This is a genomic window from Paraburkholderia sp. PAMB 6770 (assembly GCF_057748135.1).
In genome coordinates this window covers 3226891-3250790 of sequence record NZ_CM173238.1, presented here as the reverse complement: position 1 = coordinate 3250790, position 23900 = coordinate 3226891, and the positions used below count along the sequence as shown (strand labels likewise).

Below are 23900 nucleotides of genomic sequence, written 5' to 3'. Positions count from 1 at the left end.
ATTCGGATGAGGAGATTGTCATGTCTAGCGTCGGACACGATCCCATTGCGGGTCACGAGCACGTTCATGGCGAGCACGCCCACGGCACGCCGCATGGCTGGCGCCGCTGGCTCTATGCGACCAATCACAAGGACATCGGGACGCTCTACCTGATCTTCTCGTTCATCATGTTCCTGTCCGGCGGCGTGATGGCGCTGCTGATCCGCGCCGAGCTGTTCGAGCCGGGGCTGCAGATCATGCGTCCCGAGTTCTTCAACCAGCTCACCACGATGCACGGGCTCATCATGGTGTTCGGCGCGATCATGCCGGCCTTCGTGGGCTTCGCGAACTGGATGGTGCCGCTGCAGATCGGCGCGGCCGACATGGCGTTCGCGCGGATGAACAACTTCAGCTTCTGGCTGCTGCCGGTGGCCGCGGTGCTGCTGGTCTCGTCGTTCTTCGCGCCGGGCGGCGCGACCGCGGCGGGCTGGACGCTGTATGCGCCGCTTTCCACGCAGATGGGCCCGGGCATGGACTTCGCGATCTTCGCGCTGCACCTGATGGGCGCGTCGTCGATCATGGGCGGCATCAACATTGTCGTGACGATCCTGAACCTGCGCGCGCCCGGCATGACGCTGATGAAGATGCCGATGTTCGCGTGGACCTGGCTCATCACCGCGTACCTGCTGATCGCGGTGATGCCGGTGCTGGCCGGCGCGATCACGATGCTGCTGTTCGACCGCCACTTCGGCACCTCGTTTTTCAACGCGGCGGGCGGCGGCGATCCGGTGATGTACCAGCACATCTTCTGGTTCTTCGGGCACCCCGAGGTGTACATCATGATCCTGCCGGCGTTCGGGATCGTGTCGCAGGTGATTCCGGCGTTCTCGCGCAAGCCGCTGTTCGGCTATAGCTCGATGGTGTACGCGACCGCGTCGATCGCGATCCTGTCGTTCATGGTCTGGGCGCATCACATGTTCGTGACCGGCATGCCCGTCACCGGCCAGCTGTTCTTCATGTACGCGACGATGCTGATCGCCGTGCCGACCGGCGTGAAAGTGTTCAACTGGGTGGCGACGATGTGGCGCGGCTCGCTCACCTTCGAGACGCCGATGCTGTTCGCGGTCGGCTTCCTGTTCGTGTTCACGTTCGGCGGGCTGACGGGGCTGATGCTCGCCATGGCGCCGCTCGACATCCAGTATCACGGCACGTATTTCGTGGTCGCGCACTTCCATTACGTGCTGGTCGCGGGCTCGCTATTCGGGTTGTTCGCCGGCTGGTATTACTGGTCGCCGAAGTGGACCGGCTGGATGTACAACGAGACGCGCGGCAAGATCCACTTCTGGGCATCGATGATCTTCTTCAATCTCGCGTTCCTGCCGATGCACTTCGTCGGCCTCGCCGGCATGCCGCGACGCTACGCGGACTATCCGGCGCAGTTCACCGACTGGAACCAGGTGATCACGATCGGCGCGTTCGGCTTTGGCCTGTCGCAGGTGTACTTCCTGTTCGCCGTCGTGCTGCCGGTGTATCGCGGCGGCGGCGAGCTCGAAAAGGCCGGCGACAAGCCGTGGGAAGGCGCGACGGGGCTTGAATGGACCGTGCCGAGCCCCGCGCCGTTCCATACGTTCGAGAATCCGCCGACGGTCGAGTAATGGGCGCCGGCCCTGCCCGTCGGCGGGGCCGCTGCAGGATCCACGCGGCACACGGCGCGACGCAGCGCACACGGAAGCGAGCATGACCCGGACTTCGCCGCCAAGACGTACGCAGGAGCAGATTCGCGCCGGCAACGTGCGGCTCGGCATGATCCTGTTCGCGATCGTGATGCTGTTTTTTGTGGGCATATTCGTCAAGCGCGCATGGTTCGCATGACGCCGCGCGCGTCGGGTGGCCAGGGTTCATGCCGAAGGTGAAGGCGGACAGGGTCGAATACGGGGTCGAGTACGGGGTCGAATACGCGATGAGCGACGACGGCAGCAACGGCAACGGCAGAGCGGGCAGTTTCGTCCAGTCGGTGAAGGCGGTGCTGTGGGCGTTTTTCGGCGTGCGCAAACGGCGCGATCTCGAGGCGGACGCCGCGCAGCTCAATCCGCTGCACGTGGTCGCGGCGGCGCTGATCGGCGCGGCGCTTTTCATCGGCGTGCTGATTCTGGTCGTGCACGCGGTGGTGAGATGAACGGCGCCCCCGGACGGCGGGCAGGACAGGTTGGACGGAAGCACGGATGAACGGGGTTCAACCCGATCGAGCGGAACAACTGGACTGAAGTGGGGAGTCAACGATGAGCGGTCAAAACGAAAGCCCGTACTATTTCATACCGCATCCGTCCCGGCATCCGATCTGCGCGTCGATTGGCATGCTGGTCATCATGTTTTCGCTCGCGTCGTGGATCAACGGCGAAAGCTGGGGGCCGTTCACGCTGCTGCTCGGCCTGCTATGGCTGCTCTTCACGCTGTATCACTGGTTCGGCGACGCGATCTCCGAATCCGAAGGCGGCATGTACGGCAAGCGCGTCGACAAGTCGTACCGCTGGAGCATGAGCTGGTTCATCTTCTCGGAGGTGATGTTCTTCGGCGCATTCTTCGGCGCGCTGTTCTATGCGCGCGAAATTGCGATGCACCAGCTCGGCAGCCTCGATTACAAGCTGATCTGGCCAGACTTCTCGGCGGTCTGGCCGAACACCGGACCGGCCGATCTGGCGTCGCATTTCAAGTCGATGCAGCCGTGGCCGGTGCCGACCGTCAATACCGCGCTGCTGCTGTCGTCGGGTGCGACGTTGACGGTGGCGCACCATGCGCTGCGCGACAATCACCGCAGCAAGACGATCGCCTGGCTGGCCGCGACGATCGTCCTCGGGCTGAGCTTCCTGTGCATGCAGGCGTTCGAGTATTACCACGCGTACAACGAACTGAACCTGACGCTCGCGTCGGGCGTGTACGGTTCGACCTTCTTCCTGCTCACCGGCTTTCACGGCTTTCACGTGTTTCTCGGCGGCACGATGCTCACCGTCGTGCTGGTGCGCGTGATACGCGGGCACTTTACCGCCGACCACCACTTCGCCTTCGAGGGGGCGGCGTGGTACTGGCACTTCGTCGACGTCGTGTGGCTCGGGCTCTACGTGGTCGTGTACTGGCTGTAGGACGGCGCGAGGGGGCGGGACGCGCTCACCCGCGCGACGGTGGACAAACGCGGCGGACAAACACGGTGGACAAACGCGGTGGACAGAAGCGTGGACGAAGGCGCAGCCAAAGGCGCGGACAACGGCCCGCGCCCGATGCCGCTAGCGGCCGTACGGGATGCCGGTGGACTGGATCCAGCCCATCCAGTGGGCGAACAGGATGAACAGGAACAGCGAGATCGACAGGCCCACCCGCGTGGCGAGCGACCAGACCATGCGCTTTGTCTTGCCCTTGTCGTGCACCATGAAGTACAGCGCCGCGCCCATGCTGGCAATGATCAGCGCGAAGACGACGGGAACCAGGATGTGCATGAATTCAGTGGTAAACCACGGATACGGACATAACACCGTTATTATCTCACCGCGCGCGGCAACGCGCCGGGGCAGGGCGCGGCGCGCATGAAGATCCGCTGGTTGCCGGCGTTGCTGATTCTTGCCGTGATCGCGCTGACGGTACGGCTCGGCTTCTGGCAGCGCGATCGCGCGCATCAGAAGGAAGCGCGCGAGGCCCTGATCGCGCAGTTCGAGCACGCTCCGGCGCAGCTTGTGGGGGCGGCGCCGGTCGCGCTGCACGACATCGAGTATCACCGTGTGCGTGCGCTCGGCACCTTCTTGCCGGACAAGGTGGTGTATCTCGACAACCGGCCTTACGGGGACAGCGCCGGTTTCTACGTCGTGATGCCGTTCAAGCTTGCGCCAGGGCGCTACGTGCTGGTCAACCGCGGCTGGCTGCCGCGCAACGTCGACGATCGCACGCGGATCAAGCCGTATCCGACGCCGCCGGGCCCGATCGAAATCGACGGCATCGCGCGCGCCGACGCGACGCGCGCGTTCGAGCTGGGCCACGGCGGGTCCGCCGCGCATCAGTTGATCCGCCAGAATCTCGACGTCGCCGCGTATGCGCGCGAAACCGGTTTGCCGCTGCAGCCGTTCGTGATCCAGCAGACCAGCGACGACCACGATACGCTCGTGCGAGACTGGCCGGCGCCGGATACCGGCGTCTCGCGCAATTACGGCTACATGCTGCAATGGTGGGGGATGGCGCTCGCCGCCTTGCTGCTCGGCCTGTACGCGGCGCGGCGCGCGGCGCTCAAGGAGCGCGCACGCAGCGTATGAGGCCGTGCGTGCGCCGGTTCTATCACAGCGTGATCATCTGGAAAGGATTGTTGTGTCGACCCACTCTTCCCGTTCGCCGCGGCCCGACCCGGCCGTGGATCGCGGCCCTGCACCGCCGCGCGGCCCCGGACGCGCGCGCGCCGCGGGCTCCTGGCAGCGCGGACGCTGGACGCTGCTGCTGCTCGCGCTGGTGTGCGCGGCGCCGGTCATCGCGGCGTACTTTTTGTACTACGTGGTCAGACCCTCGGGCGGCACGACCAATTACGGCGCATTGATCGAGCCGCAGCGTCCGATTCCCGCCGGGCTCGTCGTGACCGGCGAGGACGGCACGCGCGTGCCGCTCGCGTCGCTGCGCGGGCGCTGGCTGCTCGTGTCGGTCGACGGCAGCGCATGCGACAAGGCCTGCGTGACGAAGCTCTACTTCATGCGCCAGGTGCGGGCGGCGCAGGGGCTCGAACGCGGCCGCGTCGTCGAGGTCTGGCTGCGCACCGACGCCGGGCCGGTCGCGCCGGTGATCCGGCATGCGTATCCGGATACCCGCATGCTGGTCGCCGACCCGGCGCAGCTTGCCGCATGGCTGCCGGTCGACGCGGGCACGCAACTGGGCGATCACATCTTCGTCGTCGATCCGAACGGCAACCTGATGATGCGCTTCCCGAAAAATCCCGACCCGAGCCGGATCCGCGTCGACGTGGCAAAGCTGCTCAAGTGGTCGGGCATCGGCTGATGCGGCGCTTTGCCGCACGCGCTGCCTGTCGCGTCACGGGCGATCTGCTGCACCATTGCCGCGCGGCGCTGTCGAACCGGCAAGCCGGCGCTGTGCCATCGCAACAAGGTTAGAACGATGTTCGTACTGGAACTGGGCCTGATCGGCCTCTGTATCGCGCTGTTGCCGCTTTCCTATGTCTGGGTGAAGGCGGACGACAACAAATTCCGCAAGCTCGTCTGGGTCACGACCTTCCTGACGCTCGATCTCGTGATGTTCGGCGGCTTCACGCGCCTGACCGATTCGGGCCTCGGCTGCCCCGACTGGCCCGGCTGCTACGGTACGTCGTCGCCGTTCATCGCGCACGCGGCGATCGCGGCCGCCCATCGGGCGCTGCCGACCGGGCCCGTCAGCATGTCGAAGGCGTGGATCGAGATGATTCACCGCTACTTTGCGATGGCGATCGGCGTGCTGATCATCGCGCAGACGGTCATCGCGTGGGCTGCGCGCATCCGGCGGCGGCCGCTGCACGTGTCGCCGTGGTGGCCGAGCGCGCTGCTGCTGCTGATTCTCGTGCAGGGCGCGTTCGGCGCGTGGACCGTCACGATGAAGCTGCAGCCGATCATCGTCACGACCCATCTGCTGCTCGGTCTGGCGCTGCTCGGCTCGCTGGGCTGGCTCGCGGCGCGCCAGACGCCGCTGCCGGTCTACGAGCCCGGAGCGGCGCGCTGGCGGGCGGCGGCGCTCGCCGGTCTGGCGTTGCTGGTCGTGCAGATCGCGCTCGGCGGCTGGGTCAGCACGAATTACGCGGTGCTCGCGTGCACCGATTTCCCGACCTGCAACGGCCAATGGATTCCGCCGATGGACTTTACACACGGCTTCCATTTATGGCGCGCGCTCGGCACCGACGGCGACGGCGAAATGCTCACGCAGAGCGCGCTCGTCGCGATCCACTGGACGCACCGGACCTTCGCGCTCGTCGTGATCGCCTACCTGGCGTGGTTTGCGCTGAAAGTGCGCCGCTTCGAGTCGCTGCGGCGGCCGGCGAACGGCGTGCTGCTGATGATCGCGGTGCAGTTCCTGACCGGGCTGTCGAACATCGTGCTGCAGTGGCCGCTGCCGATCGCGGTCGCCCACAACGGTGGCGCCGCGATCCTGCTGCTGCTGCTCGTTATGCTAAACTTCCGCATCATTTCCAGCCTCCCCGGCCGCGCCGTTTTGCCTGCGCGCGAAGCCGCGCCGGCGTGACCCCCATGGACAGCACAACCCTTTCCCGAACGCCAGGCAACCGCGTGGCGCAGTACGTCGCGCTCACCAAGCCTCGCGTCACCCAGCTCGCCGTGTTCTGCGCGGTGATCGGCATGTTCCTCTCGACCCGCGGCATGGTGCCGTGGACCGTCCTGATCGGCGGTACGGTCGGCATCTGGCTGCTGGCCGGCGCGGCCTTCGCGATCAATTGCCTCGTCGAGCAGAAGGTCGATGCGATGATGCGCCGCACCGCGTGGCGGCCGTCCGCGCGCGGCGAGATCACGTCCGTGCAGATCCTGCTGTTTTCGGCGGTGCTGGGCGGCCTCGGGATGTGGACCCTGTATTCCTTCACGAACGCGCTGACCATGTGGCTGACTTTCGCCACGTTCGTCGGCTATGCGGTGATCTATACGCTGCTGCTCAAGCCTGCCACGCCGCAGAACATCGTGATCGGCGGGGCGTCCGGCGCGATGCCGCCGGCGCTCGGCTGGGCGGCAGCCACCGGCCACGTGCCCGGCGACGCATGGATTCTCGTGCTGATCATCTTCGTCTGGACGCCGCCGCATTTCTGGTCCCTCGCGCTCTATCGCCGCAAGGACTACGAAAACGCCGGCCTGCCGATGCTGCCCATCACGCACGGCGAAAAGTACACGCGCCTGCAGATCCTGCTGTACTCGGTCGTGCTGTTCGTGGTTGCGCTGATGCCGTTCATCTCCGGCATGAGCGGCCTGCTCTATCTCGTGTCGGCCGCGCTGCTCGGCGCGGTGTTCCTCGGCTACGCGTGGAACATCTACCGCGAGTACTCGGACGCGCTGGCGCGCAAGATGTTTCGCTATTCGATCGTCTATCTTTCGCTGTTATTTGCCGCACTGCTGATCGACCACTATGTGCGCGCAGTAATCGGGGTGTAATCGCATCATGCTGACAAACGTGCTTGGACGCGCGGCACGCATAGCATTGCTCGCGTGCGCGCTGGCCGGCCTGGTGGCGGTGGCGGGTTGCGGCAAGCAGGAGCCGCCGTTCCAGAATCTCGACATCACCGGCAATACGAAATTCGGCACCGATTTCTCGCTGCCCGATACCTCCGGCAAGATTCGCACGCTCGCGGACTATAAGGGCAAGGTGGTGGTGCTGGTGTTCGGCTACACGCATTGCCCGGATGTCTGTCCGACGACGATGGCCGAACTCGCGCAAGCGATGCAGCAACTCGGCCCGCAGGACGCGAAGCGTATCCAGGTGCTGTTCGTGACGGTCGATCCGGCGCGCGATACGCCGGCCGTGCTGTCGCAATACGTCACGGCGTTCTACCCGACGTTCGGCGGACTCATTCCGCCCACCGATGCGCAGCTTCAGAAGATCACGAAAGACTTCCACATCTACTACGCGAAAGTGGCGGGCACCACGCCCGACAACTACACGATGAACCACACGGCCGCGAGCTACGTGTTCGACACCACGGGCAAGCTGCGGCTGTTCGTGCGCGACGGGCAGGGCACCGCGCCGTGGGTGCACGACCTGAAGCTGCTGCTCAACTGAGGCGCCGCGCGCTCGCGCCGGCAAGGGCCCGCCCGGTCGCCGCAGATTGCGGCCGCTCCGAGGGGGCCGCCCGTTGCCTGCCGCACCGCGCGCCCCGCTTTCCCTATAAGTCTCGCTCCCAGCGCTCCATCGTCAGTTCCCGGCCGAAGCGGCGCTCGGGCGCGGCATCGACGAACGCGAATCCGGTACGCAGGCACAGGCGTCGCGCTTCGGCGAGACTCGCGGGCGCCGCGAGCATGAGCCGCGTGTAGCCGGCGCGTTTCGCAAAGCGCACGCATTCCTCGACGAGTTGCGTGCCGATGCCGAGCCCGCGCATGTCGGGCTCGATGTACAGCAGCCGGATCCGCGCGAGCGTCGGCGAAACGCCCGCGAGCAGCGCGGCACCGACCTGCGTGCCTTCCTGCTCCGCGATCCAGCAGGTTTCGCGGCGCGGGTCATGATGCTGCGTGAAGTCCGCGACGATGCGCGCAAGCGCGCCCTCGACCCCCGGGTCCCACGCGTGTTCGAGCGCGTACAGCGACGCCATCCGGTGCACGATCCAGCCGAATTCGCCGGCACGCGGCGTACGCAGCGTGATGATGCCGCTGCGTTGCCCGGCATTCAGCAGACGTTCGACCACCTTCATCGCATCGATCAGCTGTTCCTGCGAATGGGCGGGCAAGCGCTCAAGCACGCCGATCACTTCCTCGACCGCGGCCGTATCGAGCGGCTCGTAGGCGGTGCGTCCCGGTGCGGTCAGCGCGAGCAGCGACTGCCGCGCGTCGGACTCCGAGGGCCGGCGGCTGATCAGCCCGCGCCGCTCGAAGCTCGTCAGCAGACGGCTCAGATAACCGCTATCGAGTCCGAGATTGCGGGCGAGCATCGAGGCGGTATCGGCCTTGCCGCGCGCGAGTTCATGCAGGACGCGGACCTCGGTCAATGAGAAGGGGCTCTTTTGCAGGCGTTCGTGCAACGCACCGATGTGCTGCGTATAGAACCGGTTGAAACGGCGCACGGCCTCAGCGCGCTGCAGCGCTGCGGAATCGGTCAACGGACGGCTCCCGGAGAGATGACGATCGTGTCGTTCGACACTGTATTTGACCCCATCCTATATAAAAAGCGCGAATGCTGCTGCAAAGCATGCATACGGGATATAGGTATGACGTTTGCGCGCATCCGAATGCCGTCGCACGATCGCGATCATGCGGACCAGTGGTCCGCATGTCGAGTCTCGAACGGCGTCGAATCAGGGAAAATACGGATGCCGTAAAGTGCCGGGAAACACCCGAAAAGTCACCGGAAATCCTTATCTGGCAAGGCGTTCCTAGCGAAAAGACCAAACTGAGACCACTCTGTTGACTGGTATTATGTTGGTTATATAATGGGCTCTCATTTTTAAGCCGAGTTCTTCGCCCCGATCGACCCGAGCCCATGGAAACACGCTGGTCCGCCCTGATGCCCGACGCGCGCAACGTCACGCCGCTTTATCTGCAGCTGGCGCGCAATCTCGCCACTGCGATTCATTGCGGCGTGTGGTCGGCCGGCGAGGCGCTGCCGTCGGAGCGCACGTTGTCCGATGCGATCGGCGTGTCGCGCATCACCGCGCGCAAGGCGATCGAGTTGCTGGTCGAGCAGGGCCTGATCCGGCGTTCGCCGGGCGCCGGCAGTTTCATTACGCCGCGCGTCGAGGATCCGCTGTCGCGCCTGACAGGCTTCACGAAGCGGATGCAGCAACGCGGTTTTCGCCCGGATTCGGTCTGGCTCGAACGCGACGTGCGTCCCGCCGGCCGCGACGAACTGATGCACCTCGGTCTGTCGCCGGGTGCGCCGGTGGCGAGCCTGCGGCGTTTGCGCCGCGCGGACGGCATCGTGATGGCGGTCGAGCACTCCGTGCTGCCGGTGGCCGTCGTGCCGGACCCGGAAGCGATCGGCGTGTCGCTGTACAGCTATCTGGAGCAGCGCGGCGTGCCGGTGGTACGCGCGTTGCAGCATTTTCGCGCTGTCAACGCGGCCAATGACATTGCCGCGCTGATGGACATCGAGCCGCGCACTGCGCTGCTGGTGATTACACGCATTGGCTATAGCGCCGACCAGCGTGCGATCGAACTGACGGACACTTACTGCCGCGACGACTATTACGACTTCGTCGCCGAGCTGCGCCAGTAGCGGCGCAGCTTGCGATCCCGGCGTGCCGGAGGCGGCGCGTTCAACGATCGATATATCGTACTACGTATTATCCAGGAACCCCATGCTGACAGGAAACATACTCACCCCCGACGGATGGATCCACGGCACGCTTGAATACGACGCCGGCCGTATCACGGCGATCGACGGCGAGCGGGCCGATCCGTCGAAGAACGACGCGCCGTACATCCTGCCCGGCTTCATCGACCTGCACGTGCACGGCGGCGGCGGCTGCGACGTGATGGAAGGCGGCGCGGCCATCGAAACCATTGCGCGCACGCACGCGAAGCACGGCACGACAAGCCTGCTCGCCACCACGATGACTGCGCCGCGTGAGGAGTTGATGCGGGTGGTGGCCGAGCTCGGCGAGGTGACCCGGGTGCGCACGGGCGGGGCGTCGCGCGTGCTCGGCGTGCATCTCGAAGGCCCGTACATCAATCCCGGCAAGCTCGGCGCGCAGCCGGACGCGGCGGTGTCCGCGGTGCTCGACGAAGTGCTGACGTACCTGTCGGTTGCGCCGATCCGCGTCGTCACGATCGCGCCGGAAATTGCCGGGCACATGGACATCATCGGAGAGATCGCCGCGCGCGGCGTGCGCGTGCAGCTCGGACATTCGCTCGGCACCTACGACGACGCGGTGGCGGCGCTGAAGCACGGCGCATGCGGCTTCACGCACCTGTTCAACGCGATGTCGCCGCTGCATCACCGCAATCCGGGCATGGTCGGCGCGGCGCTCGCGCATGCCGAGTTCGCCGAGATCATCCCGGATCTGCTGCACGTGCATCCGGGTGCGATTCGCGCGGCGATGCGCGCCATTCCGCGGCTGTATGTGGTGACCGACAGCACGTCCGCCACCGGCATGCCCGACGGCGAATACCGGCTCGGCAGCCAGCACGTGACGAAGTGCCTCGGCGGCGTGCGTCTTGCCGACGGCACGCTCGCCGGCAGCACGCTGACGATGGACCAGGCGCTGCGCAATCTGGTGTCGCTCGGCCTGCCGCTGGCGGACGTATCGCATCGCCTGTCGCGCTATGCGGCGGACTATCTGGGCCTCGAGGACCGCGGCCGCATCGCGCGCGGCGCATGGGCCGATCTCGTCGTGTTCGATCGCGCGCTCGCATTGAGCGCGACCTATGTGGAAGGAGAATCGATTGTCGAACATGCTTAACGAGGCGCTTGCGTCGGCCGACGTCGTCGCCGCGCAGCTTGCCGATGGCTCGCGCGTCGAAGCGCTCGCCGGGGTGCTCGCGCAGCAGCCGCGCCACGTCGCGCTGACGGTCGCGCGCGGCAGCTCGGACCATGCCGCGAGCTATTTCGCGAGCCTGACGATGAGCCGTATCGGCCTGCCGGTCGCGTCGCTGCCGATGTCTGTCGCGACGCTGCAGCAGGCGCCGCTGAAGGTGCGCGATCAGCTTGCGCTCGCGTTCTCGCAGTCGGGCAAGAGCCCCGATCTCGTCGGCACGATGGCCGCGCTGCGCGAAGCAGGCGCACTTACCGTCGCAGCGGTCAACGCGCCGGCCTCGCCGCTCGCCGACGCGTGCGAGTGGCACGTGCCCCTCGCGGCCGGCCCCGAGCTGAGCGTTGCCGCCACCAAAAGCTATGTCGCGATGCTGTCGATGTCGGCGCAACTGGTCGCGCACTGGCAGCGCGACGACGGGCTGCTCGACGCGCTGCGCCGCCTGCCGGATACGCTGCACAACGCTGGCACGCTCGACTGGAGCGCGGCAATCGACGCATGGCGCGACGTCGAGCGGATGATCGTGATCGGCCGCGGTCTCGGCCTCGCGATCGCGCAGGAAGCGGCGCTGAAGCTGAAGGAGACCTCCGGGATCCAGGCCGAAGCGTTTTCCAGCGCCGAAGTGCGCCACGGTCCGATGGAGCTGATCGGACAGGACTATCCGCTGCTCGTGTTCGCGCCGCGCGGGCCCGAGCAGGCGGGCCTGATCCAGCTTGCGCAGGACATGCGCGCGCGCGGCGCGCGCGTGCTGCTTGCCGCCGCGGCCGACGTGCCGCAGGCGGATCTGCCGCTCGTGACGGCAGCCCATGCGGCGCTCGACCCGATCGCCGCGATTCTTTCGTTCTATGTGATGGCTGCGGACCTTGCTGCAGCCCGCGGGCGCAACCCCGATGCGCCGCGCCACCTGAACAAGGTTACCGAAACCCATTGATCGAGACATCAGATGCGACGTGTTGAGGAGTCACACTTGAAGCGCCATGCTCAAGACCAGATCGTTCTGCTTGCGCCCATGACCGGACCGGTCGTGCCGCTTGAAAAGGTGCCGGACCCGGTGTTCGCGGGCGGCATGTTCGGAGACGGGATCGCGATCGATCCGCTCGAAGGCCGGCTCGTTGCGCCGTGCGACGGCGTGATCACGCACCTCGCGCGCACCGGCCACGCAGTGACGCTCGCGACCGCCGAGGGCGCCGAAATCCTGCTGCATATCGGCATCGATACGGTCGGGCTGAACGGCCGCGGCTTCGCGCCGAAGGTCCAGCAAGGCGCTCATGTGCGCGCGGGCGACCTGCTGATCGAGTTCGACCCCGATCGGGTGGCTTGCGAGGCGCCGAGTCTCGTGTCGGTGATTGCCGTCGCAAACAGCGACGCGTTCGAAGTGGTCGAACGCGCACCCGCCGGGATGGCGAACGCCGGCACCTCGACGCTGCTCGTGCTGCGCGCGCGCGAAGGCGCGGCGGCCGCGGCCGCGCGTCACGCGACGAACGTCACCGAGGAGGCGCGCCAGAGCGTCACGCTCGTGCATGCGGGCGGCCTGCATGCGCGGCCGGCGGCACGCGCACGGGAAGCGGTGCGCGGTCTCGCGGCCCGCGTCGAGGTGCGCTACGACGGCCGCAAGGCGCCGGTCGAAAGCGTCGTCGGCCTGCTGGGACTGGGCGCCGGCGAAGGCGCGACTGTCGAGATTCTCGGCGTCGGCGAGGAGGCCGCCGCGGCCGTCGCCGCCGTCGCGCGCGAACTGACGCGCGACGCGCCAGGCGAGACCGAGGAGACGCCGGCGCGCTACGGTTCCCCGGCGCCGCAGTCGGCCTCGCGCGACACCGCGCTTGCGCCGGATAGGCTTGCAGGCGTTTGCGCAGCGCCCGGCATCGCGCTCGGCAAGCTGGTGCGCTGGGACGATTCGGAGTGCGAACCGCCCGAGGCCGCGAGCGGCACGTCGGCTGCGGAAAGCCGTCTGCTCGACAAGGCGCTCGCCAGCGTCGACGCTGCGCTGAACGCAACCGTCCACGATGCGTCGCAGCGCGGCGCGCATGGCGAGGCCGGCATTTTCGCGGTGCACCGCGTGCTGCTCGAAGATCCGACGCTGCTCGATGCCGCGCGCGATCTGATCAGTCTCGGCAAGAGCGCGGGTTTTGCGTGGCGCGAAGCGATCCGTGCGCAGACCGCATTGCTGACGAAGGTCGACGATCCGCTGCTGGCCGAGCGCGCCGCGGATCTGCGCGATCTGGGCAAGCGCGTGCTGCGCGCGCTCGGCTACACGAACGCCGCGGCGCGCGCGCTGCCCGATGAAGCGGTGCTCGCCGCCGACGAGTTCACGCCGTCCGATCTCGCCTCGCTCGATCGTAGCCGCGTGACGGCGCTCGTGATGGCGCGCGGCGGCGCGACCTCGCACGCGGCGATCCTCGCGCGCCAGGGCGGCATCCCGGCGCTGGTGGCGCTCGGCGACGCGCTGCACGCGATTCCCGAGGGCACGCTGGTGGTCGTCGATGCGTCGGCGGGACGGCTGGAGTTCGCGCCGACGCCGCTCGATGTCGAGCGCGCCCGCCTCGAGCGCACGCGCCTCGCCGGCGTGCGCGAAGCGGACCGCCGCCTGTCGCAGCAGGCCGCCGTCACGGTCGACGGGCGGGCGATCGAGGTCGCCGCGAACATCGCGACGCTCGACGACGCGCGCGCCGCAGTCGACAACGGCGCCGACGCGGTCGGCCTGCTGCGCACCGAACTGCTGTTCATTCATCGTGCCGCGGCGCCGAGCGTCGACGAGCACCGGCAGAGCTATCAGGCGATCGTCGATGCGCTCGCGGGGCGCACCGCGATCATCCGCACGCTCGATGTGGGCGCCGACAAGGAGGTCGACTACCTGACGCTGCCGCCGGAGCCGAATCCCGCGCTGGGCCTGCGCGGCATCCGCCTCGCGCAGGTTCGCCCGGATCTGCTCGACGACCAGTTGCGCGGCCTGCTCGCGGTCCAGCCGGCGGGCGCCGTGCGCATCCTGCTGCCGATGGTCACCGACGTAGGCGAACTGGTGAGCCTGCGTGCGCGCATCGACACGTTCGCACGCGAGCAGGGCCGTAGCGGACCGATCGAAGTCGGCGTGATGATCGAGGTGCCGTCGGCGGCGCTGCTCGCGGATCAGCTCGCGCGTCATGCGGATTTCCTGTCGATCGGCACCAACGACCTCACGCAGTACACGCTCGCGATGGACCGCTGCCAGGCCGATCTGGCCGCGCAGTCGGATGGGCTGCATCCGGCGGTGCTGCGGCTCGTCGACGCCACCGTGCAGGGCGCGCAGACCCACGGCAAGTGGGTCGGCGTGTGCGGCGCGCTGGCGGGCGACCCGCTTGCCGTGCCGCTGCTCGTCGGGCTCGGCGTCACCGAGCTGTCGGTCGATCCGGTGGCCGTGCCGGGCATCAAGGCGCGAGTACGCACGCTCGATTACGCGTTGTGCCGGCAGCGCGCGCGCGATGCGCTCGCGCTCGAATCGGCTCAGGCGGTGCGTCGCCTGAGCCGCGAAACCTGGGCGCAGGACTGACCCGTCAGGCCTTGCCCGATAACAAGACATAGTCAAGAGACAATGGAGTGGAGCGTTCAATGGATGGGAACCCGTTTCTGAAGATTCAGCGGCTCGGTCGCGCGCTGATGCTGCCGATTGCGGTGCTGCCGGTTGCCGGCCTGCTGCTGCGCCTTGGTCAACCCGATGTGTTCAACATCAGGATGATCGCGGATGCCGGCGGCGCGATTTTCGACAACCTGCCGTTGCTGTTCGCGATCGGCGTGGCGGTCGGTTTTGCGAAGGACAACAACGGGGTGGCGGCGCTCGCGGGCGCGATCGGCTACCTCGTCGAGATCGCGGTGATGAAGGACATCAACGACAAGCTGAACATGGGCGTGCTGTCGGGGATCGTCGCGGGCCTTGTCGCCGGCACGCTGTACAACCGCTACAAGGACATCAAGCTGCCGGATTACCTCGCGTTCTTCGGCGGCAAGCGGTTCGTGCCGATCGTCACCGGCCTGACCTGTCTCGCGATCGGCATCGTGCTCGGCTACGTGTGGCAGCCGGTGCAGGCGGCGATCGATCTGGCCGGCCACTGGCTGACGACCGCCGGCGCGCTCGGCGCGTTCGTGTTCGGCGTGCTGAACCGGCTGCTGCTCGTCACCGGGCTGCATCACATCCTGAACTCGCTTGCGTGGTTCGTGTTCGGCACCTTCACCCCGCCGGGCGGCGCGCCGGTGACGGGCGACCTGCATCGCTTCTTCGCCGGCGATCCGACCGCGGGCACCTTCATGACCGGCTTTTTCCCGATCATGATGTTCGGCCTGCCGGCGGCGTGTCTTGCGATGTTCCACGAGGCGCCGAAGGAGCGCCGCGCGATGGTGGGCGGCCTGCTGTTCTCGATGGCGCTCACGTCGTTCCTGACCGGCGTCACCGAGCCGATCGAGTTCAGCTTCATGTTCCTCGCGCCGGCGCTGTACGTGATTCACGCGCTGCTGACCGGCCTGTCGCTCGCGATCTGCTCGGCGCTCGGGATTCACCTCGGCTTCACGTTCTCGGCGGGCGCAATCGACTACGTGCTGAACTACGGGCTGTCGACGCGCGGCTGGCTGGCGCTGCCGATCGGCCTCGTCTATGCGGTGGTCTATTACGGGCTGTTCCGCTTCTTCATTCGCCGCTTCAACATGGCGACGCCGGGGCGCGAACCCGTTTCGGCCGATGACAGCGCGGCGTCGGCCGGCGAAGCCGGCGGGCTCTCACCGGTGACGGCGGCGGGCGCGGCGGCGCTCGACGCGCCGCGCGCGGTGCGCTATATCGCGGCGCTCGGCGGTACGGCGAACCTTACGCTCGTCGATGCGTGCACGACGCGTCTGCGGCTGACCGTCGCCGACACGGGCCGGGTATCCGAAGCGGCGTTGAAGGCGATTGGCGCGCGCGGCGTGCTGGCGCGCGGGGCGAACAATGTGCAGGTGATCATCGGGCCCGAAGCGGATCTCATCGCGGACGAAATCCGTCGGGCGATGGCACAGGGCCTGAACGCGATCCCGCCGACCGCTCCCGCGCACGCGGCTGCCGCTGCGCCGGTACCGGTCGCGGCTGCCGGCGCCGCCAGCGGGCCGCTCGATCCGGAGCCGATGCGCTGGCTCGCGGTGTTCGGCGGCGCAACGAATATCGTGTCGCTCGATGCGGTCGCGGCGACGCGTCTGCGGGTGGTCGTGAAGGATGCGGATGCGGTCGATCGCCAGCGTCTCGCCTCGCTCGACGTGGCGTGGGTGAGCCCGACGACGTTCCACCTCGTGGTGGGCGAGGCGGCTGCGCGCTACGCACAGCAGTTGTCGACGCGCCTGCCAGCGACCGGGCCGGCGGGCGCGGTGCCGCAGCCAGCCTGAGCGGCCGGGCGGCCGTGCCGGGCGTCGCGCGGCCGCTGCATGAGACGCCTCGCGGGCGCGCCGCGCCGGCTATTTCGGGCGGCGCTTTTCCGCGATCACCGGTTGCTGCGATTCGAGCCACATCACGTTGATGACGCCAAACGCGAGTGCGACGCCGATGCCGAGAATCCAGCTGAAATACCACATCGTGTGCTCCTTTTCATGCAGGGACCTGCGCGCCGCCGCACGCGGCGACGCGCGCTTCAATACATCGTGTGACGGTTCTCTTCGAGGGCGGCGGCAGTGACCTTGCCGCGCATCACGCGATACACCCAGCTCGTGTAGATCAGCACGACCGGCAGGAACACGATCACCGCGACGAGCATGATTTCGAGCGTCATCGCGCTCGAGGTCGAGTCCCACACGGTCAGGCTGCTGCGGCCGTCGAGCGAGGACGGCATGATGAACGGGAACATCGAGAAGCCGGCCGTCAGGATCACGCCGATGATCAGGAGGCTCGTCGAAAGGAACGCCGCTTTCTCGAAGCGCGAGCCGGCGAGCAGCAGTGCGGCGAGCCCGCCGAACACGCCGATCACCGGCGCGGCCATCATCCACGGATACGTCGAGTAGTTCGCGAGCCACAGCCCCGGCGCGCCGATCACGTTCTTGAGCAGCGGATTGGCGACTGTATCGAGCGGCGCCGGATCGACGATCTGGTAGCCGCCGATCATCGTCGCGATCAGCACGCCGGCAATCAGGAACAGCGCAACCGCGACGAGCGCCGCGATCCGCAGCGCGGCCGAGGCACGCTGGGCGACCACGCCGTCGGTCTTCATCTTCAGGAACGCGGCGCCGTGCGCGACGAGCATCGATACGCTGACGAGCCCGCATAGCAGCGCGAACGGATTGAGCAGCGCGAAGAAGCTGCCGTGGTAGGTCACGCGCAGATCGCTGTCGAACGCGAACGGCACGCCCTGCAGCAGATTGCCGAACGCGACGCCGAACACGAGCGCAGGCACGAACCCGCCGACGAACAGCGCCCAGTCCCATGCATTGCGCCAGCGCGGGTCGTCGCGCTTGCCGCGATAGTCGAAGCCGACCGGCCGGAAGAACAGCGCGAACAGCACCAGCAGCATCGCGAAGTAGAAGCCGGAGAACGACGCCGCGTAGACCAGCGGCCAGGCGGCGAACATCGCGCCGCCGGCGGTGACGAGCCACACCTGGTTGCCTTCCCAGGTTGCGCCGATCGAATTGATGACGATGCGCCGCTCCGCGTCGTTCTTGCCGAGGAAGGGCAGCAGGATCGTGGTGCCCATGTCGAACCCGTCGGTGAGCGAGAAGCCGATCAGCAGCACGCCGATCAGCGCCCACCAGATTATCTTGAGGGTGGCGTAATCCATGTTCTTTCCTTGAAGTCTCGCTTCTGGCTGCGCGGCGGCGGATCAGACGACGGGCGTGGTCGACATCGGCGCCGCCACCGGCTGTGTTTCATGGTGATAGCGCCCGGTGTGCAGCGCCGACGGTCCGAGCCGCGCGTACTTGAACATCAGCGTGATCTCGATGATGAACAGCGCCGTGTAGAACACGATAAAGCCGGCGAGGCTCAGCAGCAGATCGTGCGTCGTGAGGCTCGATGCGGACAGCGAGGTCGGCAGGATGCCCGCGATGGTCCACGGCTGCCGCCCGACCTCCGCGACGATCCAGCCGAATTCGGCGGCAAGCCAGGGCAGCGGAATCGCCCACACGGCCCAGCGCAGGAACCAGCGGCGCCGTTCGAGCAGCAGCGTGCGCTTCGCGCAGAACCAGAAGGCCGCCACGAAGGTGGCGAGGAACAGGAAGCCGAGCCCGACCATCAGCCGGAACGAGAAGAAGACCGGCGCCACCGGCGGGATCGTCGCCTTTGCGGCGGCGTCGATCTGCTGCGCGGTCGCGTCCACCACGTCGGGGGTGAACCGCTTGAGCATCAATGCATAGCCGAGATCCTCGCGGTGGGCCGCGAAAGCGTCTTTCGCGGCGTCGGACGCGTCGCCCTGCTTCAGCTGCTGCAGCGCGCCGTAGGCGATCATGCCGCTGCGGATGCGCACCGCGTTCTCAGCCATCAGATCCTTCAGGCCGATCACCGGGTCGTCGATCGAGCGCGTGGCGATCAGGCCGAGCACGTACGGAATCTTGATCGCATAGTCGGTGCGTTCTTCCTTCTGGTTCGGGATGCCGAAGATCGTGAACGGCGCCGGCGGGGCAGCGGTATCCCACTCCGATTCGATTGCGGCGAGCTTCATCTGTTGCACTTCGCCGGTGCGGTAGCCGGATTCGTCGCCGAGCACGATCACGCAGAGGGTCGACGCGAGCCCGAAGCCGGCGGCGATCGCGAACGAACGCAGCGCAAATTCGGTGTCGCGGCGCTTGAGCAGATACCACGACGAGATGCCGAGCACGAACATCGACGCAGTCACATAGCCGGCTGACACGGTATGGACGAACTTGACCTGCGCAACCGGATTGAAGACCACGTCGAACAGGCTGGTCAGCTCCATGCGCATCGTCTCGTAGTTGAATTCGGCGCCGACCGGATTGTTCATCCAGCCGTTCGCGACGAGAATCCACAGCGCGGACAGGTTCGAGCCGAGCGCGACGAGGAACGTCGTGACCAGATGCTGGACGCGCGACAGCCGGTTCCAGCCGAAAAAGAACAGTCCGACGAAGGTCGATTCGAGGAAGAACGCCATCAGCCCTTCGACCGCGAGCGGCACGCCGAAGATGTCGCCGACGTAATGCGAGTAGTACGACCAGTTGGTGCCGAACTGGAATTCGAGCGTGAGGCCGGTGGTGACGCCCATCGCGAAGTTGATGCCGAACAGCTTGCCCCAGAACTGCGTCATGTCCTTGTAGATCTGTTTGCCGGTCATCACATAGACCGCTTCCATGATGACGAGCAGCCACGACAGTCCGAGCGTCAGGGGTACGAAAAGAAAGTGGTAGAGCGCCGTGACCGCGAACTGCAGGCGCGAAAGGTCGACGACTTCGCTAACGGGCATGTTGATCACCTTGAGACGGATGCGTTGCAGGCAGCGACAGGATGGCCTGCGCGACGAGTGCGGGCGGCATCGACATGTTGTCCGCCTGCGGATGATTGAAGAATGCGTACTTGAGCACCATCAGCAGTGCGAACTTGATCGCGAGGACGATGACGATGTCGCGTGCGAACGTCGGTCCGCGGGCCCAGGCGGCAAAGCGCTCGCGCAGCGTGATGCGGGAGGCGGGCCTTTCGGGTAGCGAGAGGTTCATGATCGGTCGAAGGACGACTTCACGCCGGTGCGAGCCGGCCGGATCCGGGGCGCGCATGCGTCCTGGCGACTACAGACGATATTAGTTCAGGGGAGGTCGCTGCGGAAGGGCGAGACTGTGACATCAGGTCGCGCAAGCTATGCTGCGACGACGCTAATGCGAAGCGGATTGAGCCAGGTCAAAAAACAGCGGGCACCTTGCGCGCGCGCATGCCGACAAAAAGCCCCGCCGTCTTGCGAGGGCGGGGCGGGTGGCGGAGCGTGAACCCGGGAAGCGTGCGCGGCTTTCAGGCGTATTCGGCCAGTGCGTGGCGCATCTTCTTCATTGCGCTCGCCTCGATCTGACGGATGCGCTCGGCCGATACGCCGAACTCGTCGGCGAGATCGTGCAGCGTCGAGCCGCCCGAGCCGTCGTCTTCGACGTTGAGCCAGCGCGCTTCGATGATGCGGCGGCTGCGCGGGTCGAGCGTTTCAAGCGCGGTGGCGATGCCGTCGCTTTGCAGCTTGTCGCGCTGGCGCGCGGCGAGTACCGCAGTCGGTTCGCTGTGCGCGTCGGCCAGATACGCGATCGGTGCGTACGATTCCTCGCCGTCTTCGATCTGGCCTTCCAGTGCGATGTCGCCCCCCGACAGACGGGTTTCCATCTCGGCCACTTCCTCGCGCTTCACGTTCAGTTCTTTCGCGAGGCCGTCGATCTCTTCGGGCGTGAATGCCTGGGTGCCCTGCTTGTGACTGCGCAGGTTGAAGAACAGCTTGCGTTGCGCTTTCGTGGTCGCGACCTTCACCACACGCCAGTTGCGCAGGATGTACTCGTGGATCTCCGCCTTGATCCAGTGCATCGCATACGACACGAGGCGCACGTTCTGCTCCGGATCGAAGCGCTTGACCGCCTTCATCAGGCCGATGTTGCCCTCCTGGATCAGGTCAGCGTGCGGCAGACCGTAGCCGAGGTAATTGCGGGCGATCGACACGACGAGCCGCAGGTGCGACAGCACCAGGCGCCGCGCGGAGTCGAGATTGCCCTGTTCGCGGAATTCGGTGGCGAACTGGCGTTCCTCGGCCGGCGTCAGCATCGGGATGCGGTTCACGGCCTGGATATAGGCGTCGATATTGCCGAGCTGCCCGGGCAGCATCGAGGCATGCGCGAGCGTCAGTGCACCTGCCGGAGCGGCCTTAGCCGACGACGGGCTCAGAGTACTCGGAAGGGTCATGGCGTTGCTCACGTATCAAACTCCTTGGAGATCAGGCAAAAATCATACAAAAGCATGGTCAGACGGCGACTCCAGCGTGGATGTTAGCACTCCGGGTCACTGAGTGCTAATACTTGGAGCGATGGGCTGCGTGGGAGTTCCACAAAGGCTATTGAAAATTGCGCCCTAATAGCCATCATACGCCCTTCGCAGGATCGTGCCGGCGAGGTGGAATTTTTCCCATTATCGGGATCGGTAGTGAACACGCGTTGACATGCGCGTCGCTCGGGATGGGGCTGCCTGTTTCGGCACCGTATTCCGGAAATCTTCGCGGCCGGATCCGACGCCGGAACGAGGGCCCTCGGCGGCGGTATCAAAGAGCCCGATCCTGGTATAAATTTCAGCGAGCTACACGTGCGGCGTAACTGCGTGCGAGCGCGGCCCGAGCCGGGTCGTTCACGCAAAGGGGTGGAGCCATGACGGCGAAAGTGATCGAGGCCATTCGCGGACTGGAGCGCGACCGCTTTCGCGCAATGGTCGATGGCGACGGGCCCCTGCTCGTCGAACTGCTCGCGGACAACGTGAGCTATGTCCATACGAACGGCAAGCGCGAGACCAAGCAGCAGTTCATCGATGGCATCACCGCAGGCCGTCGCCGCTACCGGCAGATCGAGGTCCAGTCGCAGGACGTGCTGCCCGTGGGGCGCGAGACCTGCGTCGTCACCGGACGCGCGCTGATCGAAATGGAGGCGAACAACGGCGCGCTGCTGTTTCCGATCGCCTACACCGCGATCCACGTGCAGGAAGACGGCCAATGGCGCCTCGTCGCGTGGCAGGCGACGCGCTGCGCGCTCGAATAAACCGGCGCCGCACGGAGCCGGCGCGGGCCGCCGCGCGCACAGCGTGCACCGCGTGCGCTCAAGCGGCCGTTCTCGCAATCTCCACGACCAGCTCCACCTGCCGCTCGATCGCGGCCGGCACCGGCGCCTCGCCTCGCATCACCGCACCGATCCACGCGGCGGTCGTGGCGGCGTCGCGCGCGGGCGGGAGTTCGACTTCCGGGGCGTCGGGCGCGGCGCGTTCGGCGGCGAGCCGGGTTTCGCAGATGCCGTCGTGCAGCCAGTCCACCTGCACCTGACGGCGCGTGTCGGCGACCGCCTCGCCCTCGGTGCCGCGCGCGAGCAGCGCGCCGCCGGCGGCCGCCTGCGGATGCGCGCTGAAGAGCGCCGTGAGGCTCTCGCGATACGGCGGATGCGTGTAGTTGACGAGCCGCAGCCCCGCCGGCGCGAACGGCTGCAGCAGCTTCACCAGCGTGTGGGTGGAGTTGCGCACCCCCATGCGCCGGCGCAGGTCGAGCACGCGCGCAAGCTTCGGCGCGAGCGTCGCGACCGGCGCGAACGCGATGCGTCGCGCCGCGAGCGCGTCTTCGACCTGCTCGCGCGACTGGGCATGCGCAATCTGCAGGTGCGTGAAGATTTCGGCGCTGGTGACGCGCCCCGGATCCTCGGTGACGCCATGAACCAGCACCGGCACGCCCGCGCGCGCGAGCAGCAGCGCGAGCAGCGGCACGAGGTTCGGCTGCTTGCGCGCGCCGTTGTAACTCGGAATCGAAACGGGGCGGAACGCGCCCGGGGCCAGATAAACCGGTTCGAACGACGCGTGTGCGACGTCGAGCATGGCGGCGAGTTCGTCGGCGGTTTCGCCCTTCACGCGGTAGGCGAGCAGGACGGCGCCGAGTTCGAGGTCCGGGACGCGGCCATCGAGGATCGCCTCGTAGAGCTGGCGCGTGTCGTCGGGCGTCAGTGCGCGGGCGCCGTTCGGCCCGCGGCCGATCTCCTTGATGAAGCGGGCACAGGCGAATTCGGCGGCAGCGGAGGTGGATGCGGTCATGGGGCGAGGGGGCGTGAGCCGCCCGAAAGCAGCGGTAAATGACGCGCGGCGTCGCCGGCGGCGGCCCCCGGCGGTGTGGCGGCCGGCGTCGCATCGTGCGGCGATGTCGCACTCTCAAGGAGTGAAGTATCGCATCCGGGGCGATCTGGCAAGCGCGAGCCGGCCATCCGGCCGCGTCCGGTTGCCTGAGCGGAGCAGATTACTCCGTGTTACAGGAGACGCCCGACTCGTGCGCGATGCGCCCCGGACCGGGCTACACTCGGGACTTTCGCGCCGCGCGTGCGGCGTTCGTCGACAACAGGAGAGCGGAATGAGTTACGTGTTTGCGCCGGCGCCGGTGGTGGGCGTGCCCGTGGCGGGGCTGGACGAGCGGTTCGCCGTACGCCGGATTTATTGCGTCGGCCGCAACTACGAAGCGCATGCGCGCGAGATGGGGCACGATCCCGACCGGGAGCCGCCGTTCTTTTTCGGCAAGCCTGCCGACGCCGTCGTCTACGTGGCGCCGGGTGCGACCGGTGAATTCCCGTATCCGGCGCAGACGCACAACGTGCATTTCGAAATGGAGCTGGTCGCGGCGATCGGCAAAGCGGGCAAGGACATTCCGGTGAACGAGGCGCTCGGGCATGTGTACGGCTATGCGCTTGGCCTCGACATGACGCGTCGCGATCTGCAGGCGGAGGCGAAGAAAATGGGCCGCCCGTGGGACACCGCGAAGGGCTTCGACCATTCCGCGCCGCTCGGCCCGGTTCACCCGGTGTCGGCAGTCGGGCACATCGGCAAAGGGGCGATCTGGCTGAGCGTCAACGGCGAGGACCGGCAGCGCGCGGACGTGTCGCACATGATCTGGTCGGTTGCCGAGACGATTGCATCGCTCTCGGCGCTATTCGAACTGCAGCCGGGCGACCTGGTTTTCACCGGTACGCCGGAAGGCGTGGGCGCGGTCGTGAAGGGCGACCTGATGAAGGGGGGCATCGACGGGCTCGGCGAATTCAGCGTCCGCGTCGTTTGACCCGCCGGCGAGGA

Annotated in this window: 24 protein-coding genes; 16 read left to right on the top strand and 8 right to left on the bottom strand. The window is 66.9% G+C overall.

What is annotated here, in order from left to right; translation table 11 throughout:
• Positions 1-20: 20 nt before the first annotated feature.
• The 4 genes from ctaD to AC3AP7_RS14660 all read left to right on the top strand — a co-directional run bounded on the left by ctaD (position 21) and on the right by AC3AP7_RS14660 (position 3116).
• Complete coding sequence (gene ctaD, locus AC3AP7_RS14675) at positions 21-1634, top strand: cytochrome c oxidase subunit I (RefSeq protein WP_475761736.1); 1614 nt, start codon at positions 21-23, stop codon at positions 1632-1634.
• Between the two features lie 82 nt (positions 1635-1716).
• Positions 1717-1851 (top strand): cytochrome oxidase small assembly protein, encoded by a 135-nt coding sequence (locus tag AC3AP7_RS14670; protein WP_475761738.1) that lies wholly within the window; start codon positions 1717-1719, stop codon positions 1849-1851.
• 88 nt (positions 1852-1939) lie between these two features.
• Positions 1940-2155, top strand: coding sequence for a DUF2970 domain-containing protein (locus AC3AP7_RS14665; protein ID WP_475767915.1), 216 nt, complete (start codon positions 1940-1942; stop codon positions 2153-2155).
• A 103-nt stretch (positions 2156-2258) separates the two neighbouring features.
• On the top strand, positions 2259-3116 hold the full coding sequence (locus AC3AP7_RS14660) for a cytochrome c oxidase subunit 3 (RefSeq protein WP_475761740.1): 858 nt from the start codon (positions 2259-2261) through the stop codon (positions 3114-3116).
• A gap of 141 nt (positions 3117-3257) precedes the next feature.
• Here AC3AP7_RS14660 and AC3AP7_RS14655 read toward each other — a convergent pair whose 3' ends face one another.
• On the bottom strand, positions 3258-3467 hold the full coding sequence (locus AC3AP7_RS14655; RefSeq protein ID WP_475761742.1) for a twin transmembrane helix small protein: 210 nt from the start codon (positions 3465-3467) through the stop codon (positions 3258-3260).
• An 87-nt stretch (positions 3468-3554) separates the two neighbouring features.
• Between AC3AP7_RS14655 and AC3AP7_RS14650 the strand changes: the two genes are divergently transcribed.
• From AC3AP7_RS14650 to AC3AP7_RS14630, 5 genes are all read left to right on the top strand, one after another.
• A complete protein-coding gene (locus AC3AP7_RS14650; protein WP_475761744.1) occupies positions 3555-4271 on the top strand; it encodes an SURF1 family protein in 717 nt (238 codons plus the stop codon).
• Between the two features lie 52 nt (positions 4272-4323).
• A complete protein-coding gene (locus AC3AP7_RS14645) occupies positions 4324-4998 on the top strand; it encodes an SCO family protein (RefSeq protein ID WP_475761746.1) in 675 nt (224 codons plus the stop codon).
• Positions 4999-5115: 117 nt separating this feature from the next.
• The gene (locus AC3AP7_RS14640) at positions 5116-6225 is read left to right on the top strand and encodes a COX15/CtaA family protein (protein WP_475761748.1); all 1110 of its coding nucleotides are present in this window, start codon (positions 5116-5118) and stop codon (positions 6223-6225) included.
• Positions 6226-6230: 5 nt separating this feature from the next.
• Positions 6231-7136: a heme o synthase gene (cyoE, locus tag AC3AP7_RS14635; RefSeq protein WP_475761750.1), complete on the top strand. Its 906-nt coding sequence runs from the start codon at positions 6231-6233 to the stop codon at positions 7134-7136.
• A 7-nt stretch (positions 7137-7143) separates the two neighbouring features.
• Complete coding sequence (locus AC3AP7_RS14630) at positions 7144-7761, top strand: SCO family protein (protein WP_475761752.1); 618 nt, start codon at positions 7144-7146, stop codon at positions 7759-7761.
• Between the two features lie 103 nt (positions 7762-7864).
• Here AC3AP7_RS14630 and AC3AP7_RS14625 read toward each other — a convergent pair whose 3' ends face one another.
• A complete protein-coding gene (locus AC3AP7_RS14625; RefSeq protein ID WP_475761754.1) occupies positions 7865-8791 on the bottom strand; it encodes a bifunctional helix-turn-helix transcriptional regulator/GNAT family N-acetyltransferase in 927 nt (308 codons plus the stop codon).
• Between the two features lie 380 nt (positions 8792-9171).
• Between AC3AP7_RS14625 and AC3AP7_RS14620 the strand changes: the two genes are divergently transcribed.
• The 5 genes from AC3AP7_RS14620 to nagE all read left to right on the top strand — a co-directional run bounded on the left by AC3AP7_RS14620 (position 9172) and on the right by nagE (position 16534).
• Positions 9172-9906 (top strand): GntR family transcriptional regulator, encoded by a 735-nt coding sequence (locus AC3AP7_RS14620; protein WP_475761756.1) that lies wholly within the window; start codon positions 9172-9174, stop codon positions 9904-9906.
• An 82-nt stretch (positions 9907-9988) separates the two neighbouring features.
• Positions 9989-11092, top strand: a complete 1104-nt coding sequence (gene nagA, locus AC3AP7_RS14615) for an N-acetylglucosamine-6-phosphate deacetylase (RefSeq protein ID WP_475761758.1) — start codon at positions 9989-9991, stop codon at positions 11090-11092.
• A complete protein-coding gene (locus tag AC3AP7_RS14610; RefSeq protein WP_475761760.1) occupies positions 11076-12092 on the top strand; it encodes an SIS domain-containing protein in 1017 nt (338 codons plus the stop codon). Before nagA ends, AC3AP7_RS14610 begins: the two co-directional genes overlap by 17 nt.
• Positions 12093-12104: 12 nt before the next feature.
• The gene (gene ptsP / locus AC3AP7_RS14605; RefSeq protein WP_475761762.1) at positions 12105-14684 is read left to right on the top strand and encodes a phosphoenolpyruvate--protein phosphotransferase; all 2580 of its coding nucleotides are present in this window, start codon (positions 12105-12107) and stop codon (positions 14682-14684) included.
• 59 nt (positions 14685-14743) lie between these two features.
• Complete coding sequence (nagE, locus tag AC3AP7_RS14600) at positions 14744-16534, top strand: N-acetylglucosamine-specific PTS transporter subunit IIBC (protein ID WP_475761764.1); 1791 nt, start codon at positions 14744-14746, stop codon at positions 16532-16534.
• 69 nt (positions 16535-16603) lie between these two features.
• On the opposite strand, the gene cydX is transcribed toward nagE, so the two are convergent.
• From cydX to rpoH, 5 genes are all read right to left on the bottom strand, one after another.
• Entirely contained in the window at positions 16604-16720 is a 117-nt protein-coding gene (cydX, locus tag AC3AP7_RS14595; protein WP_475761766.1) for a cytochrome bd-I oxidase subunit CydX, read from the bottom strand.
• A 56-nt stretch (positions 16721-16776) separates the two neighbouring features.
• The gene (cydB, locus tag AC3AP7_RS14590; RefSeq protein WP_475761768.1) at positions 16777-17913 is read right to left on the bottom strand and encodes a cytochrome d ubiquinol oxidase subunit II; all 1137 of its coding nucleotides are present in this window, start codon (positions 17911-17913) and stop codon (positions 16777-16779) included.
• Positions 17914-17955: 42 nt separating this feature from the next.
• A complete protein-coding gene (locus tag AC3AP7_RS14585) occupies positions 17956-19548 on the bottom strand; it encodes a cytochrome ubiquinol oxidase subunit I (RefSeq protein ID WP_475761770.1) in 1593 nt (530 codons plus the stop codon).
• Positions 19538-19798, bottom strand: coding sequence for a cytochrome oxidase putative small subunit CydP (gene cydP, locus AC3AP7_RS14580; RefSeq protein WP_475761772.1), 261 nt, complete (start codon positions 19796-19798; stop codon positions 19538-19540). Before cydP ends, AC3AP7_RS14585 begins: the two co-directional genes overlap by 11 nt.
• A 286-nt stretch (positions 19799-20084) precedes the next feature.
• Positions 20085-21020 (bottom strand): RNA polymerase sigma factor RpoH, encoded by a 936-nt coding sequence (rpoH, locus tag AC3AP7_RS14575; protein ID WP_475761774.1) that lies wholly within the window; start codon positions 21018-21020, stop codon positions 20085-20087.
• 443 nt (positions 21021-21463) lie between these two features.
• Here rpoH and AC3AP7_RS14570 point away from each other — a divergent pair, with 443 nt between their 5' ends.
• Entirely contained in the window at positions 21464-21847 is a 384-nt protein-coding gene (locus AC3AP7_RS14570) for a nuclear transport factor 2 family protein (RefSeq protein WP_475761776.1), read from the top strand.
• A gap of 58 nt (positions 21848-21905) precedes the next feature.
• Here the strand turns inward: AC3AP7_RS14570 and ybiB are convergent, their stop codons facing one another.
• Positions 21906-22877, bottom strand: coding sequence for a DNA-binding protein YbiB (ybiB, locus tag AC3AP7_RS14565; protein WP_475761778.1), 972 nt, complete (start codon positions 22875-22877; stop codon positions 21906-21908).
• Between the two features lie 310 nt (positions 22878-23187).
• Here ybiB and AC3AP7_RS14560 point away from each other — a divergent pair, with 310 nt between their 5' ends.
• On the top strand, positions 23188-23886 hold the full coding sequence (locus tag AC3AP7_RS14560) for a fumarylacetoacetate hydrolase family protein (RefSeq protein ID WP_475761780.1): 699 nt from the start codon (positions 23188-23190) through the stop codon (positions 23884-23886).
• Positions 23887-23900: the final 14 nt, after the last annotated feature.